Here is a 16,821-nt window from a genome sequence, read left to right as displayed (position 1 = left end):
GTCAGATAATGATCAGAAGTCTATGCCCAGGTGGAAACTGGCCCTTTTGCTGGCCGGATAAGGCATTACGTCCACACCGGTAGACAGCCCGTTACTACCGCGGCTTTGCGCAGTGGTAATGGTATTGCTGCCGAAGTTGGACACTTCCGGATCATATCCTACATATCTGGTCCAGGTGAAGAAGTTGTTGGCAGAGATGCCAAGCCGTATTCCTTTCACTGTTTTGGTGTTTTTCAGCGGCACGTTATAATAGAGGCCGATCTCACGGACACGCACATAGGAAGCATCCTGTACGTAAATACCGGCGCCGCCGCCAGGTCTGTATGCACCTGCTTTCTGGCCATTGATCAGATCATCATAATCTGCTGAGGTGGCGCCGCCATCATTCAGCAACTGGGTGAGGTTGATGTTGTCACCACCTTTTTTCCAGTGGATAAGGAAACGCAATGAGAAGTTTTTCAGGAAGGTGATATCATTGAAAAAGCTCATCTGGAAACGGGGTTCCGCGTCACCAACTACCACAAGGTCTTTGTTTACAATTCCTTTGATCTGGGTAACCGGTTGGCCTTCCTCCAGATAGAAGGTACCCAGCGATGCACCAAAGGCACCAATAGCATAAGGAGGAATTACCAGTTTGGTCATTTTGGAGCGGTTGCGCCACCAGTTGATATTGGAAGTCCATTTTACTTTAGGCGTATTGATGGGGATAACAGTGAGGCCCAGCTCTATCCCGTTGTTGCTGAGGTCACCACTGTTTTTCCACTCAGTAGCATAACCGGTGGAGGAGGGGATATTGTGCCGTAACAATACGTCGTAGATGCGTTTATTATAGTAGGTGGCTTCCAGGGCAACACGGCCATTGAACAGGCTGATGTCAACACCGGTTTCCAGTTCTGTCTGTCTTTCCGGTGTGATGTTGGGGTTACCCAGCAGGTTGTCTACCAGTATACCGGGGTAACCGCCGATATTACTGCCCAGCATGCCGGTGAATTTACTGCCGTAGGGAGGCACGTTACCGGACTGGCCATAAGCGATACGTACTTTCAGGTTATCTACCTTGTCTACGTTCCAGAATTTCATTTTGGAGATATTCCAGGAGAAGGCTCCTTTGGGGAAGGCGTAGTATTTGAGATAGTCTCCGTTGTTGGTGGAACGATCAAAACGTACGCCACCGCTGAGGGTGAAGGCATCCATCAGGGAGAGGTCTTCCTGCACAAACATACCGTTGTCGCGGTATTTCTGGCGGAACTGACGGGTGGTGGTGTTACCACTGGCGTCAACATTGGATTGTCCGTTTACCAGGTTGGTGGCGGAAGTCACGATGTTGTCCAGATAACCGGTTTCCAGCGTGGCGCCGGCGGTGCTGGTGAGGGTCAGGTTTTCATGTGGAGTGAAGGTGTTCACGACGAAGCCTGCCAGGTTGGTATTGAGGTTGTTGGTGTTGCCTTGTATGGAGTGACCCTGTTGTGCTTTTTCTTCAAACTGCAGGTCACGTGGGAATACGGCAGTTGTTTTTAAGTTGAAATAATCCACACCGCCCCGTACGATGAATTTGGTGGTGGAGTGGTTGCTCTGCTGGATGCGATATTCGAGATTACCACCGCCTACAAAGCGATTCACGCCTTCGTTGTTGATCATCTTATCGCGTGTTTCCAGCGGGTTGGAGCTGGAAAACGGATTGCGCGGATATTCACCAAGTGCGTTGGGGTGAAGTTCTGCAAAGCCTGGAGTGGTAGAGAGGGCTACACCGTAGGAGACGCTGTTGTTGTCATTGTTGGTAAGACCTCTGTCGGAAGATGAGTTGATAAAGTTGGTAGTAACGCCAACGGATAAACGATCATTTATTTTATGGTCTACATTCAGGCGTATGGAGTTGTTGAAATAGCCGGTATTTTTAATGATACCGTTTTCCTGTCTGCGGTTGCCTGCCAGGTAGAACGTTGTTTTTTCGGAGCCACCGCTCACGGAAACGCTGGTGTTGAGTAGCAGGCCTGTCTCGCCGAACATTTCCTTTTCGTAGTCATAGATTTTGCCGGCGCTTTGTGCGGCTTCAAACTGTGCTTTCATTTTGGCGCGTGCAGCTTTTACATCGGGGTCGTTGCTGGTAGCGCTACCACCCAGATCGGCGGCTGTTTCGGCAGTGAATTGCCTTACGCCCATCAGATGCCGTACTTTGGCGAAACCTACCTCCTGGTTGAAGCTTACTTTTGTTTTGCCGGCTTTCCCTTTTTTGGTGGTGATGATGATTACACCTGCGGCGGCTTTGGCGCCATACATGGCAGCAGCGGAAGCACCTTTCAGGATCTCTATGTTCTCAATATCTTCCGGGTTAAGGTCTGCGATACGGCTGGAGGGGTTGTCCTGGTTGTTGGGGTTACCAGCGGTGGCAGCGGCGGTAACATCATTCAGACCTGCGGGGACACTGGCGTTGTTGAAGAAAATTCCATCTACAACATACAGTGGCTGAGAGTTGCCGAATACGGAGGTGATACCACGCAGTTTAACGGAGATACCGCCGCCGGGAGCACCGGAGTTGGCGGTGATCATGGCTCCGGGTACTTTACCGCTGAGGGCTGCGTCAAATGTCTGGGCTGGCGCTACGCCTGTTAGTTCTTTCCCCGAAATGGTGGCCACAGCATTAGCGAGGTTTTTCCTTTTAATGTTAGTGGCTAGCCCGGTCACCACTATTTCCTCCAGCCTGGCGAAGTCTTCTTCCAGCGTAATGTTGAGCGAAGTGGCTCCCGGCGGGATGGCTACAGTCTGGGTCTTGTAGCCGGTGTAACTGACGATCAGCTTTGAAACGGTAGCGGGCACGCCGATCGAATACTTTCCTTCTACATCGGAAATAGCCCCCCTGTTGCTGTTGGGCACTCTTACGGTAGCGCCTGGAATAGGATTGCCGTTGGTAGCATCCTTGATCCTTCCTGAAATGTTCTGTTGTGCAATTAATGCAAGGGAGCTGCATAAGCATAGCAGCACCAGCATGCTGGATTTTGGTAGAAGCATAGCACGAAATGGTTTAGATTAAAATGATGGACAAATCACGGTTACAGTAAATAAGATTTTAGTGAATGGGGAATACGGTTATCTGAGTTGTTTGAATTATTTTGGTTGAAAAACTATACTTATCTCCTCTATACTGCTACCGGCGTTGGCATCTGTCAGGTTTTCAATATCGGGGCGCCAAAAAGCAGAACTATCCTGGTTTGAGCTATTGTTGTAACTTACTATCGATCTGGTAGTTTACGAAAAATCGTTCTGACTTCAACTTTTTTGTTTGACTTATTTAGGTTATATTTTTCTCGTAACTTGCCGTCTTATGGAACAGTATTTAGCTTTACTACAACACATTATTAAAGAAGGTGTTGTTAAAACAGACCGTACCGGCACCGGAACTACCAGTTGTTTTGGGTATCAGATGAGATTTAATCTCCAGGACGGATTTCCGGTAGTGACTACAAAAAAACTGCATTTAAAATCCATCATATACGAACTGCTCTGGTTCCTGAAAGGCGATACCAATATCGGCTGGCTGAAAGAACATGGTGTATCCATCTGGGACGAATGGGCCAATAAAAACGGCGATCTGGGCCCTGTTTATGGCAAACAGTGGCGCAGCTGGGAAACACCTTCCGGAGAAGTGATTGATCAGATCACCATCGCCCTCGATACCATCAAAAAAAATCCGGATTCCCGCCGCATTATCGTCAATGCATGGAATGTAGGCGAACTGTCCAAAATGGCGCTCAGCCCCTGTCACTGCCTCTTCCAGTTTTATGTAACACCTCCGGATACTTCCAAAGGAGAAACCAGAGGTAAACTCAGCTGTCAGCTCTACCAGCGCAGTGCAGACGTATTCCTCGGCGTTCCTTTCAATATTGCCTCCTACGCTTTGCTCACTATGATGATGGCGCAGGTTTGTGATCTCGATGCAGGCGACTTCATCCATACCTTTGGTGATGTACACCTGTACAGTAATCATATGGAGCAGGCTAAACTGCAACTGAGCCGTACGCCATTCCCGCTGCCGGTCATGAAAATAAACCCGGAAGTGAAAGATCTTTTTGCATTTAAATATGAGGATTTCGAACTGGTCAACTATCAGTTTCATCCTGCCATCAAAGCACCAGTAGCTATCTGATATGACGATATCCATTATTGTGGCCGCGTCAGAAAACAATGTAATTGGTATTAACAACCAATTGCCCTGGCGCCTGTCTACAGACCTGAAATACTTTAAAAGCACTACACTGGGCAAGCCCATCATCATGGGCCGGAAAACCTTCGACTCCCTGGGTAAACCACTGCCTGGCAGACCTAATATCGTTATCACCCGACAGACCGGCTACCACCCGGAAGGGGCTTATGTGGTGTCCTCCGTTGATGAGGCCATCGCTAAAGCTCAGACTTTCGAAACGGAAGAGATCTTTGTCACCGGCGGTTCACAGATATTTGAACAGGCCTGGTCTCAGGTAGACCGGATCTATCTGACACGGGTATACGCCGTAGTGCCGGGAGATGCTTTTTTCCCTGCTGTTCACAGTAATGAATGGAATCTGGTGAGTGATGAAAGACATGAGCCGGATGAGAAAAATGAATATGCTTTCTCTTTCCAGGTGTGGGAGCGTATAAAAACTACTTAAAAATAACGGTACCGAGGCCCTGGGTAAGCTCTTTCTCCAGGGCTTTCAGGTGCACCTGCATCTCCAGGCAGCGCATGATCTGGTCCATATCAGTGGCTTTTTCCGCCTCGTCCTGATTTTCAACAATCAGCTTCTTGATTTTGCGCAGTATCAGATAATTGGTGGTGGATATGGTATCTTTCAGGTAAGCATTGTCACCATAAACAGTATCTATCTCAAAACGTTCCTTCCAGTTGATACTCAGCTCCGCTTCCTTGTCTTCCAGAATCAGGGAAATGTATCTGCTCATATCGGGGTCCTGGTGGTAAAGGAACCATTTTTTATCAGGGATGCTGCCGGAATCGTAGAGAGTCTTGTATTCACGGAGTACACGCTTCACCATCTCACTGTCGGCCAGCGATTCGAAATCATATGGAAGATGAAAAACATAGTCCGCTACGGTGTTGTTTTCTTCCTGGCTGAAAACTTTATCCCCAAAACGCAGCAGTATTTTCACCAGTTCCTTTTCCTGTTTTTCATCCTTGTTGAGCAGGGAAGAGATGGAAACGCCTGTTTCCGCGGCTTCCATGGCAGCGATGGCTTCTTCGCTCAACACATCATCTGACTCATCCGGCGCCGGATTGTTGCGGGCATTGGCCTGCTCACGTTTGACCAGCCTCTCCCGGATATATTTGTTGACCAGCGCTATCAGGCCCTGCTCATCGATTTTAAGCAGCTGGCTGCACTGGCGGATATAGTCCTGCTGCCGGGTAAAGTCTTCCGCTTTATCGATTTTGGAAATCGTTTCCGCGATCTCATTTACCAGCTGGGATTTTTTATTGCTGTCGTTGCCGGCTTCCTGCATGTTGAGCTGCAGCTTAAACAGCACGAAGTCCTGCTTGTTTTCCTCTATGAAGGAGCGGAAGGCCTCGGCGCCGATACGTTGTACGTAACTGTCAGGGTCTTCCTTATCGGGCAGCAGTACCAGTTTTACGTTAAGGCTTTCTTCGATGGCCATATCCAGACCACGGAGGGCGGCCTTAATACCGGCACTATCGCCATCGTAGATGATGGTGAGGTTGTTGGTATATTTTTTAATGAGCCGCAGCTGGTCCTGTGTAAGGGAAGTACCGCTGGAGGCCACCACGTTTTCCACTCCTGCCTGGTGCAGGGAGATTACGTCGGTATAACCTTCCACCAACAGGCACTCATTGAGCTTGTCGATCGCATGGCGGGCGAAGTAGGTACCATACAGCACCCGGCTCTTGATATAAATCTCGTTTTCCGGAGAGTTGATGTATTTGGGCGCCCTGTCTGATTTAACGAGGATACGGGCCCCGAAGCCCAGGATCTTGCCCGACTGGTTATGTATAGGGAAGATGACACGGCCCCGGTAGTTATCAGCCGGCTGCTCGTTACGCATCGTCACCAGCCCTGTTTTTTGCAGGTATTCCAGGTTATAACCCTTGGAGAGCGCTGTTTGGGCAAAGGTGTCACGCTGATTCAGACAGTACCCCAGCTGAAATTTACGAACGGTCTCTTCTGTAAAACCACGTTCTTCAAAATAACTGAGACCTACATTCTGTCCTTCTTCTGTATTGAACAGGGTATCGGAAAAATATTCCCGGGCAAAGCCGTTGATGATAAACAAACTGTCCGACATCAGCTGATGCTGGCGCAGTTCCGGGCTTACCTCTGTTTCTTCAATCTCAACCTGATACTTCTGTGCCAGCCATTTGATAGCTTCCACATAGGAATACTTCTCGTGCTCCATGACAAAGCTGATGGCATTACCGCTTTTGCCACAGCCGAAACACTTGTAGATCTCTTTGCTGGGAGATACGGTGAAAGAAGGCGACTTTTCGTTGTGAAAAGGACAGAGACCCATATAGTTGGCCCCGCGCTTTTTCAGTTTCACGAAAGAGCCTACAATTTCCACAATATCAATGCGGCCAAGTATCTGTTGTATGGATTGTTGAGATATCACAGTCTGATCAATGCAACTGCAAACATACGGTAATTTCTCCGGAGCGGTGGAAAATGTCGTGTAACGCTTCTTTTCCTTATATTTGGTAGATTATATCAATCTTGCCAAATCAATCTTATTTATCAGATGAAAGAAGTATTTATAGTAGCTACTGCCCGCACGCCCATTGGAGGTTTCAATGGTGCGCTGTCAGGCGTTCCGGCTGTTAAACTGGGTTCCACTGTTATCAAAGCCGTCCTGGAAAGAGCTGGTATAGACGCTGCCCAGGTGAATGAAGTATATATGGGCAATGTGATCAGCGCCAATCTGGGACAGGCTCCTGCCACCCAGGCCAGTCTGGGTGCTGGTGTACCCAATAAAGTGCCTGCCACTACTGTCAACAAGGTATGTGCTTCAGGTATGAAATCCATTATGCTGGGCGCCCAAAGCATTATGCTGGGCGATAATGATATTGTTGTGGCCGGTGGTATGGAAAATATGAGCGCTGTACCTTTTTACCTCGATAAAGCCCGCACTGGTTACAAACTGGGCGCCGGTACTGTAATCGACGGTATTATCCGTGACGGCCTCTGGGATCCGTATAAGGATTTCCACATGGGCAATGCTGCAGAGCTTTGCGCTACAGAATACCATATTACCCGGGAAGACCAGGACGCTTATGCGATTGAAAGTTATCGTCGTGCCGCTGCTGCCTGGGAAAAAGGATTTTACAAAAAAGAAGTGGTGCCGGTGGAAGTACCTGGTAAAAACGTGGTAACGGTAGCTGAAGATGAAGATTACAAAAAAGTGATCCTCGAAAAAGTACCTTCTCTGAAACCCACCTTCCAGAAAGATGGTACCATCACTGCTGCCAATGCTTCCAATCTCAATGACGGCGCAGCTGCAGTAGTATTGGTGAGTGGGGAGAAAGTAAAGGAACTGGGACTGAAGCCCCTGGCTAAAATCGTTAGTTTCGCTGATGCTTCCCAGGCGCCGGAATGGTTTACCACCACACCGGTAAAAGCTGTAGAGAAAGCACTGGCCAAAGCCAACCTGAAAATTGAGGACATGGACTTTGCAGAAGTAAACGAAGCCTTCTCCTGTGTGCCAATCGCTAATGCCAAAGACCTGGGTATGTCACTCGACAAGGTGAACGTATGGGGTGGCGCTGTCGCGATGGGACACCCTATCGGCTGCAGCGGAGCCAGGATCGTGGTAACGCTCAACTCCATCCTGCACGAAAACAACAGCCGCTATGGTGTGGCTGCTATCTGCAATGGCGGCGGCGGTGCCAGCGCTATGATCATCGAAAAAGTATAAAAACAATATTTTAAAATATAGGGTGATGGAAATATTTCCGTCACCCTATATTTTTTATGTTAGTCTAATACAATCACCGTGTCTTTCTTTACTTTCCCGTAACCCCACTGTATCAGAACACTGTCTGCTCCCTTTTGGGTCATCCGGAGGTTTTTAATTACTCCCTGTGGTTGGATGATGCCTGGTGTGATTTTCTCAAAAAGCCAGTATTTATCGCTGATCAGGCTGTAAACCGGCGCTGATGAAAGGATCCCGCTTGTTTTGACCTGAACGGCATAGTCGTTGTCGATGTTGTAGCGGTGGAAATCACTGTCCGACAGGAGCGTGAGCGCGGCCACGATGGTGAGTATCCGCAGGGGCGGAATCATCAGCCCCAGCAGTAGTACAAAGGGAAACCCGAAAAATGCCATCAGATAGGCATGTTTGGCATCGTTGCCAGGTTTGCTCAGGCCATACAGGATCATGCCGGTGCCGGCGTAAAGGGTGAAAAACACCCGCTCGGTTTGGGTGCCTTTAAAACCATAATCATTGAGCATCAGGAACAGGCAGATGACTGACAGGACCAGGAAAATGAGATGGATGTACCAGGTGAGCGCTAATGTCAGCGGCGCTTTAAATTTTTTAATTTTGCAGGAAAGTCCTGTCAGAAAGCAGATGGTGAGAACAGTTAAGGTGATCATAGCTGGTGATGGAAAATGGCATCAGGATATTAAAATATAAATATATAAATATTTTATAATGATTGTATTTTCTTTTCCGGGGCTGATGAAAAATGAACAGCGGCTTGTTGGTATAAAGTGTGTCAGCAGTCATATTAATTATTAATCCTTTGCTTTTTCATCAACAAACAATATTTTTGCCCTGCCTTACCACAGTCAGGCACTTAAACTTTCAAACTTTATTAAGAATAGCATGCGTCAGATAGCTTTCAGACAAGCCTTAAGAGAAGCCATGCAGGAGGAATTTCGCCGTGATGAACGGGTGCTCCTGATGGGTGAGGAAGTAGCCGAATATAATGGTGCTTATAAAGTGAGCCAGGGAATGCTGGATGAGTTTGGTCCAAAACGTGTTATTGACACGCCGATCGCAGAACTTGGTTTTGCTGCTATCGGAGTTGGTGCTGCTCAGAACGGCCTTCGCCCGATAATTGAATTCATGACCTGGAACTTCGCTAACCTGGCGTTAGATCAGATCCTTAACACAGCTTCCAAAATGCTGGCCATGAGTGGCGGACAGATTGGTTGCCCGATCGTTTTCCGCGGACCTAACGGTTCTGCCGGTCAGCTGGGCGCTCAGCACTCCACTGCTTTTGAAAGTTATTATGCCAACATCCCGGGCCTGAAAGTAATATCCGTTTCCAATCCATACGATGCCAAAGGTTTGCTCAAAGCGGCTATCCGCGACGACGATCCGGTTGTTTTCATGGAAAGTGAGGTGATGTATGGTGATATGGGTGAAGTTCCGGAAGAGGAATACATCATCCCTATCGGTAAAGCCGACATCAAACGCGCTGGTAAAGATGTGACCATCGTTTCTTTCAACAAAATGATGAAAGTAGCCCTGGGCGCAGCAGAGGAACTGGCAAAAGAAGGTATTGAAGCCGAAGTGATCGACCTCCGTACCATCCGTCCGCTGGATTGGTTCACCATCCTGGAATCTGTTAAGAAAACCAACCGCCTGGTGATCGTAGAAGAACAATGGCCGTTCGCCAGCGTTTCTTCTGAAATCACTTATCGTATCCAGAAAGAAGGTTTCGACTACCTGGATGCACCTATCCGCCGTATCACTGCGGCTGATGCACCGATGCACTACGCACCGAACCTGGTTAAACTGTACCTCCCTGATATCGAGCGTACCGTAAAACTGGTGAAGGAAGTAATGTATATGAAGAAGTAATTTCCCTTCAGGATATAAAAAACGGCGAAGATGATGATCATCTTCGCCGTTTTTGTTGTGTGCCGTATTGATCAGGCAAACAGGTCGCTGGACAGGTAACGGTCGCCGCGGTCGCAGATGATGCTGACGATCACGCCCTGGCTTAATTCCCGGGAGAGCCGTATGGCGGCAGCGATTGCTCCGCCGCTGCTCATGCCGCAGAAAATAGCCTCTTCTTTGGCCAGTCGTCTGGTCATGGTTCTGGCCTCTTCCTCAGAGATGTCCATGATGGTGTCTACCCTTGATCTGTCGAATATTTTAGGGAGATAAGCCTCCTGCCATTTGCGGATGCCGGGAATTTTAGAGCCTTCTGTAGGCTGACAGCCTACAATTTGTACAGCAGGATTTTGTTCTTTCAGATATTTTGACACACCCATAATAGTGCCGGTAGTGCCCATGGCGCTTACAAAATGGGTGACTTTACCTGCTGTATCACGCCATATTTCCGGGCCGGTGGTTTTGTAGTGCATGCCGTAGTTGTCGGCATTGGCAAACTGGTTGAGCATCACATACCCGCCTTTGGCTACCTGTGCATTGGCATAATCAATAGAAGTCTCCATTGATTCTTCCAATATCACTTTGGCCCCATAAGCCTGCATGGTTTGCACCCGCTCCTGGGTGGAGTCTGCGGGCATTACCAGTTCTATTTCTATCCCAAAAAGATTGGCGATCATCGCCAGCGCGATACCGGTATTGCCGCTGGTAGCTTCTATCAGGCGGGTACCGGAGCGGATCTCTCCCCGGTCGAGTGCACCCTTGATCATACCATAGGCGGCTCTGTCTTTTACGCTGCCACCGGGATTGGTGCCTTCCAGTTTGGCATAGATTTTTACATCCGGGTTCTCCGGGATACGTTGCAATTCCACCATCGGCGTATTGCCAACGAGGTCTAATATTGTTGCCATAATCGGTAATTATTCGTGGTTGCTTTCCAGATATTTATGTTCTGCCTTGTAATAGATCCGGGAAAACGGCTCTACACTTCTGATCAGCCATACGTTGCCTCCAATTACGCTGTGGTGGCCTATTATGGTGTCACCACCGAGGATGGTGGCCCCTGCATAGATCACTACATGGTCGCCGATGGTAGGGTGCCTTTTGCTGCGGGCCATGGTTTTTTCGATACTGAGCGCTCCCAGCGTCACACCCTGGTACAGCTTTACATGCTGGCCAATAACGGTGGTTTCGCCGATCACAATGCCGGTGCCATGGTCAATACAAAAGAAGGGTGCTATCACGGCGCCCGGGTGAATGTCTATGCCGGTGCGTGCATGCGCCAGCTCTGTTATCATGCGGGGCAGTAATGGTACATTCAGCTCATGCAGGGCATGGGCCATGCGGTAAAACGCGATAGCATAAAAGCCCGGATAGGCCCGTATTACCTCGTATAAACAGGTGGCCGCCGGATCTCCCTGAAAGATGGCATTGGCATCTTTTGTCAGTTCGTCATAAATCACCGGTACTTTACTCATAAAAGTACGGCTGATATTACCGGCGCTTTCTGGTAACTGATGTTGCATCGGCTGCAACAACAACTCCAGCTGTATCTCCAGCTGGCGCCCATATTGCTCCAGCAACACAGCATCATCCATCACCTGGCCGGTATGTTCCGGGAATAACCAATTAACCAGGCTGTTGGCAAATTCACTTACAGCGCTGGTTGCGGGGTAAGCATTTGCTGCCGCCAATTGGTGTCTCCGCTTCAGTTCATCCAAAAAATCGTTCATATGCGGAAGGAATTACAGATCTGTATTCGTTTGTATATAAAATTACTCATTTATCCCGTAAAGTTAGTAGACTATTCACGGATTCCGGTATTTTTCCTTTGCTCATGGAAAATTAGCAAATATAAACAGTTGATGGATGCAGTAGTTTAATTACTGCAGTGCCGGAGGCTCCTAAAATCCAAAATTTCCATTTATTTTTGGCGCTGATTGCTACCGGACTATACCAGTAGTATAAATCTCAATCTCACTTATGGCTAACATTTTAATTATTGACGACGAAAAAAGCATCCGTAAAACACTCACCGAAATTCTGAGCTATGAAGGGTATAAAGTAGACGAGGCGGCGGATGGCTTGGAAGGGTTTAAAATGTACCAGGGTAAACAATACGATGCCGTATTGTGCGATATCAAAATGCCTAAAATGGATGGCCTGGAGTTTCTCGAAAAAGCCAGGGAAATAAATCAGGACGTGCCCATCATTATGGTGTCCGGGCACGGGAATATTGACACTGCCGTAGATGCTGTGAAAAAGGGCGCCTACGATTATATCTCCAAACCACCTGATCTGAACCGTCTCCTGATCACGCTGCGCAACGCAATGGACAAAACCAAACTGGTAACTGAAACCAAGACCCTGCGTCGTAAAGTGAACAAGGTGCCCGAAATGATCGGCGATTCTGCACCCATCCTCAAAATCCGGGAAACCATCGAAAAAGTGGCGCCTACGGATGCCCGCGTACTGATTACCGGTGAAAACGGTGTAGGGAAGGAACTGGTGGCACGCTGGCTCCACGAGCGCAGCAACCGCGCCTCCGGCCCGATGGTGGAAGTGAACTGTGCCGCTATCCCCAGCGAATTGATAGAAAGTGAACTGTTTGGCCACGAAAAAGGCTCTTTTACCTCCGCTGTTAAACAACGAATTGGTAAATTTGAGCAGGCCAGCGGTGGTACCCTTTTCCTCGATGAAATCGGCGATATGAGCCTCAGCGCACAGGCCAAAGTGCTGCGTGCACTGCAGGAAGGAAAAATCACCCGCGTAGGCGGCGATAAGGAAATCAGCGTGGACGTAAGAGTGGTGGCTGCCACCAACAAAGACCTGCTGAAGGAAGTGGAAGAGAAAAATTTCCGCCTCGACCTCTACCACCGTCTGAGTGTTATCCTCATCCATGTGGCTTCCCTCAACGATCGCCGCGAAGATGTGCCACTCCTGGTAGACAACTTCCTCGATAGCGTTTGTAATGAGTACGGTATCGCCCGCAAGGCTATAGATAAAGACGCCATGAAAGCATTACAGAACCACAACTGGTCCGGTAATATCCGTGAACTGCGCAACGTGGTGGAAAGACTGGTGATCCTCTCCGGAAAAACCATCACCGTTGATGATGTGGACGATTTTGTGGTGCCTAACAGAGAAAAGAAAAAAGCAGGTTCCTGAATCTGAATATATGTCCAGACATTTGTATCTCATTAGTGGCCTCGGCGCTGATGAACGCATCTTCAACAATCTGCGTTTTCCGCCCGGTTATGATATACATCATCTGAAGTGGATAAAACCGCTTCCCGACGAGCCCATCAGCAGTTATGCCGCCCGCATGGCAGACGGTATTACGGCCGATGGGCCTGTTTCTTTAATGGGCGTTTCCTTCGGCGGAATCATGAGCCTGGAGATCGCCCGTATCAGACCAGTTGCACAAAACATCCTGCTCTCCAGCATCAAGCATACTACAGAAAAACCACCTTACTACAACTGGGCGCGCAAACTACGGCTGCATCAGCTGCCCGACTCCTTGCTGTATCAGCGTAGAAGCCTGATCGTTAAAAAGTTTCTGAACTTAGAAACTCCGGAAGAAGGACAACTTGTGAAAGAATATCTTTCCAAACGTGATTATACCTTTCTGCGTTGGGCCGTTAATGCTATCCTGCACTGGAAAAATGAAATGGTACCCGAAAATCTGGTACATATCCATGGTGCCAAAGACCTGCCTTTCCCGATCCGTTTTGTAAAACCGACGCATGTAATCCGCGATGGTGGCCATTTTATGGTGCTCAATCGTGCTACGGAAATAAACAGTATTCTCGACAATACCCTTATCCGTTAACCCTCTGCTTCCTGCGGGATTAATGCAGCCTCTCAGCTAGGTAAGAAAATATTATTTTTAGTTTTAATAGTTATTTCTGTACTATTTAAGCTATTTTTAAGAAAACTTTTCCATTAGAAAAGCAACTCACTAACAACAGAATATTATATTTGCCTTTTTAAGCATCTAATTAAGCGTACTTGAATGAACCTGGCATTTTGGAAAAAAAATAAAGAAGGTCAGCCAAAGAAAAAATCTACGGCAAGAGAATGGTTAGACGCTGGTATCTTTGCTATCATAGCAGCCACGCTTATCCGCACATTTATTTTTGAGGCCTATACGATTCCTACCCCTTCCATGGAAAAGACCTTGCTTGTAAATGACTTCCTTTTTGTAAGCAAGATCAGTTACGGCCCTCGTATTCCAATGACACCGCTGGCTATGCCTTTTGTGCATCATACCATGCCGTTCACTAAGTCTACCAAAGCCTACTCCGAAGCTATTAAGTGGAAATACAAACGTTTACCGGGCTTCTCCGATATCAAACGTTATGATGTAGTAGTGTTTAACTTCCCTGAGGGAGACACTGTGGCCATTGATTCACCGGATCCAAGCTATTACAACATGGTAAGGCAGAATGGCTGGCAGGCAGTACAGAACTCCTATCAGATCATTCATCGTCCGGTAGATAAAAGGGAAAACTATATCAAACGTTGCATGGCGGAAGCCGGCGACACCCTCAGAATTGTGCATGGTGTAGTATATGTGAACGGTCAGGCTGCTCCGGTACCTTTGGCCAGCCAGCACAAATACGTGGTAGAAACTTCCGGCGACCAGCTGAATGGCAGCCGTCTTGAGGAACTGGGCATTACCGGTCCGGAGTATACTTTCGACAATAATAAATTTGTATACAACCTTACTCCGGAAAATGTGGCTGCCCTCAAGAAGTTCCCTATCGTGAAAAATGTCACAGTGTATGAAGAGTCCAACTACATCGACTTTAACTACAACATGGTATTCCCGCATGATACGGCCCATTACAAATGGACTGAAGAGAACTTCGGCCCACTGTATATTCCGAAGAAAGGTGCTACCGTAAAACTGGATGACAGCAATTTCGCGATCTACGACCGTATTATCCGCGTGTATGAAGGCAATACACTGGAGAAAAAAGATGGTAAGTTCATCATCAACGGCCAGCCTGCTGATTCCTACACATTTAAAATGAATTATTACTGGATGATGGGGGATAACCGCAATAATTCCCTTGACTCCCGTTTCTGGGGTTTTGTACCGGAAGATCACGTAGTAGGCAAGGCCTGGCTGATCTGGATGAGTTATGGCGAAAACGGTATCCGCTGGAGCCGCCTGTTCAGAGGTATCAAATAACCAGTTAAACAAAATATATTTTAAACTAACTTACGGATCGGCATATTGCCGGTCCGTAGTTGTCTTTACCCCTTTTCTGCTGCCTGTTACAGGCTGTATGCCGGTAAAGGCTATACGTAAATTTTCATGCTTTTTCATATGGAAAAACAACAACATCACTTTGACTACTTAGTGTATAACGATATTACAGGTCTGGACGAAAACGACGCGTGGTTGCTGAAAGAGGCCAGGGAAGTGACACATCATGCTTATGCACCTTATTCACATTTCCAGGTAGGAGCGGTAATCCGGTTGGTCAACGGCGAAATCGTCGCAGGGTCCAATCAGGAGAATGCTTCTTTTCCGGTAGGACTATGTGCGGAAAGGGTGGCGCTTTCCGCTGTTTCTGCTACTTATCCGGATGTGGCCATCGATACTATCGCTGTCAGCTATAACAATCTCAACGGTGATAGCTCCCGGCCTATTTCTCCCTGTGGTATCTGCCGCCAGACGCTGGCCGAGTATGAATACCGTCAGGACAGACCGATCCGGTTGATTCTGGGAGGTCTTAGTGGTAAGGTATATGTGATCGATAAAGCCAATGACCTGCTACCCCTGGGCTTTTCTGCTTCAGATATGAATGAATGATAATTATTTAAATATTTATATATTTTATTGAATATATTAATATTTAAATAATATCTATCTTTGTGGAGAAGCCTACATATGATGACCTTTCGCCTTATCCTATGTTTGTATGTTGTGATGCTTATGAGCGCCGTCAACACTGCAACAGCAGTGCATCTCAGTGGATGGCGTGATAAAGCCCGTAATCTTTACAGGGAAGGCATTGCCTTCAGGAAGTCTGGCCGGCAGGAAGCTGCCCGTCAATGTTTTGCTGCAGCTATAAAGGCCGACAGCAGTTATACTGCTGCCTATAGTGCGCTGGGAGACATTTACTTTGAAAGAAAATCATATGCTGATGCACTTGGCTATTGCCGCAAGGCACAGGAGCTGGGAGCAACCAATATGAGCAGGCAGATAGGGCTGAGCTTTTATTATCTCCGGCAGTATGATAACGCACTGGAAGCGCTGCAACAGGCCAGAAGGGAAGAACCGGGCAATATGACGGTTACTTATCAGCTGGCACAGTTATATGCTCAACTGGGTTATTATCGGGAAAGCATCAACGCTTATCAGGAGCTGCTATCGACAGATAGTACGTATACCGCCGCCTGGTATGAACTGGGCATGATGAGTTTTAATACAGCTGATTTTGAAGGAGCTGTCCGTTCCTTCGACAAAGCCGCTGCTCTGGGCTGTAAGCAGGACGCCGCTTTTTTATTTAATACCGGCGTGGCGTGGTTACGGCTGGAGCAAACAGACAAAGGGATCGCATACCTGCGGAAAGCGCAGCAGCTGCAACCTGATGACGAACAGATATTGTTCAATCTGGCACATGCCTGTTACAACAAAGGTGACTTTGATGCAGCGATTATACAATGGGAAAATGTATTACGCTTGCAACCTACAAATGCTTTTGTTATGTTTATGCTTGGAAAATCGTATATGGGTAAGGGTGATAAGGAGAAAGGAATGGTATTATGCGATAAAGCTACCGCGATGGATACTACCAGATAACTTTATCAATAAATATTTTGCCACAGTGTAGAAGGGTTTACAAACGGCGTATTAAGGATAGGCAAGCTCCTTTTTTCGTTGCTGCTTGCTGTGGTATTTTCTTCGGCAGTTTCGGCCACGGTGGCCGCAAGCTGCTAGCGCTGCGGTCTGCAAAGCCCGCAGCG

At 47.8% G+C, this 16,821-nt stretch carries 14 protein-coding genes; 9 read left to right on the top strand and 5 right to left on the bottom strand.

The features are described from left to right. Positions 1-12 precede the first annotated feature (12 nt). Positions 13-3,006, bottom strand: a complete 2,994-nt coding sequence (locus tag DF182_RS06025; RefSeq protein WP_113614758.1) for a SusC/RagA family TonB-linked outer membrane protein — start codon at positions 3,004-3,006, stop codon at positions 13-15. A 313-nt stretch (positions 3,007-3,319) separates the two neighbouring features. Here DF182_RS06025 and DF182_RS06020 point away from each other — a divergent pair, with 313 nt between their 5' ends. Next, positions 3,320-4,141, top strand: coding sequence for a thymidylate synthase (locus DF182_RS06020; protein ID WP_113614757.1), 822 nt, complete (start codon positions 3,320-3,322; stop codon positions 4,139-4,141). Between the two features lies 1 nt (position 4,142). Beyond that, entirely contained in the window at positions 4,143-4,643 is a 501-nt protein-coding gene (locus DF182_RS06015) for a dihydrofolate reductase (RefSeq protein ID WP_113614756.1), read from the top strand. Here DF182_RS06015 and dnaG read toward each other — a convergent pair. Next, positions 4,636-6,609 carry a DNA primase gene (gene dnaG, locus DF182_RS06010; RefSeq protein WP_113614755.1) on the bottom strand — a complete coding sequence of 658 codons (1,974 nt, stop codon included), beginning with the start codon at positions 6,607-6,609 and terminating at the stop codon, positions 4,636-4,638. The two genes, DF182_RS06015 and dnaG, sit on opposite strands and share 8 nt — an antisense overlap. A gap of 126 nt (positions 6,610-6,735) precedes the next feature. Here dnaG and DF182_RS06005 point away from each other — a divergent pair, with 126 nt between their 5' ends. Then, positions 6,736-7,908 (top strand): acetyl-CoA C-acyltransferase, encoded by a 1,173-nt coding sequence (locus DF182_RS06005; protein ID WP_113614754.1) that lies wholly within the window; start codon positions 6,736-6,738, stop codon positions 7,906-7,908. A gap of 59 nt (positions 7,909-7,967) precedes the next feature. Here DF182_RS06005 and DF182_RS06000 read toward each other — a convergent pair whose 3' ends face one another. Further along, entirely contained in the window at positions 7,968-8,588 is a 621-nt protein-coding gene (locus DF182_RS06000) for a hypothetical protein (RefSeq protein ID WP_113614753.1), read from the bottom strand. A 232-nt stretch (positions 8,589-8,820) separates the two neighbouring features. Between DF182_RS06000 and DF182_RS05995 the strand changes: the two genes are divergently transcribed. Then, entirely contained in the window at positions 8,821-9,804 is a 984-nt protein-coding gene (locus tag DF182_RS05995; protein ID WP_113614752.1) for a pyruvate dehydrogenase complex E1 component subunit beta, read from the top strand. Positions 9,805-9,875: 71 nt separating this feature from the next. Here the strand turns inward: DF182_RS05995 and cysM are convergent, their stop codons facing one another. Both cysM and DF182_RS05985 read right to left on the bottom strand, forming a co-directional pair. After that, positions 9,876-10,748 carry a cysteine synthase CysM gene (gene cysM / locus DF182_RS05990; RefSeq protein ID WP_113614751.1) on the bottom strand — a complete coding sequence of 291 codons (873 nt, stop codon included), beginning with the start codon at positions 10,746-10,748 and terminating at the stop codon, positions 9,876-9,878. 9 nt (positions 10,749-10,757) lie between these two features. Next, positions 10,758-11,570 carry a serine O-acetyltransferase gene (locus DF182_RS05985; protein WP_113614750.1) on the bottom strand — a complete coding sequence of 271 codons (813 nt, stop codon included), beginning with the start codon at positions 11,568-11,570 and terminating at the stop codon, positions 10,758-10,760. Between the two features lie 250 nt (positions 11,571-11,820). On the opposite strand from DF182_RS05985, the gene DF182_RS05980 reads away from it, so the two are divergent. The 5 genes from DF182_RS05980 (at position 11,821) to DF182_RS05960 (ending at position 16,657) form a co-directional block, all read left to right on the top strand. Beyond that, the gene (locus DF182_RS05980) at positions 11,821-13,005 is read left to right on the top strand and encodes a sigma-54-dependent transcriptional regulator (RefSeq protein ID WP_113614749.1); all 1,185 of its coding nucleotides are present in this window, start codon (positions 11,821-11,823) and stop codon (positions 13,003-13,005) included. Positions 13,006-13,015: 10 nt separating this feature from the next. Beyond that, a complete protein-coding gene (locus DF182_RS05975; RefSeq protein ID WP_161964072.1) occupies positions 13,016-13,669 on the top strand; it encodes an alpha/beta fold hydrolase in 654 nt (217 codons plus the stop codon). 183 nt (positions 13,670-13,852) lie between these two features. After that, entirely contained in the window at positions 13,853-15,037 is a 1,185-nt protein-coding gene (lepB, locus tag DF182_RS05970; protein WP_113614747.1) for a signal peptidase I, read from the top strand. A gap of 138 nt (positions 15,038-15,175) precedes the next feature. Next, positions 15,176-15,664: a cytidine deaminase gene (locus DF182_RS05965; RefSeq protein WP_113614746.1), complete on the top strand. Its 489-nt coding sequence runs from the start codon at positions 15,176-15,178 to the stop codon at positions 15,662-15,664. A gap of 123 nt (positions 15,665-15,787) precedes the next feature. Next, on the top strand, positions 15,788-16,657 hold the full coding sequence (locus tag DF182_RS05960; RefSeq protein ID WP_161964071.1) for a tetratricopeptide repeat protein: 870 nt from the start codon (positions 15,788-15,790) through the stop codon (positions 16,655-16,657). The last annotated feature ends 164 nt before the right edge of the window (positions 16,658-16,821 follow it).

The organism is Chitinophaga flava, from assembly GCF_003308995.1.
Lineage (GTDB): Bacteria > Bacteroidota > Bacteroidia > Chitinophagales > Chitinophagaceae > Chitinophaga > Chitinophaga flava.
Note: the sequence above shows the minus strand (reverse complement) of the source record. Positions and strands in the feature narration are given on the sequence as shown.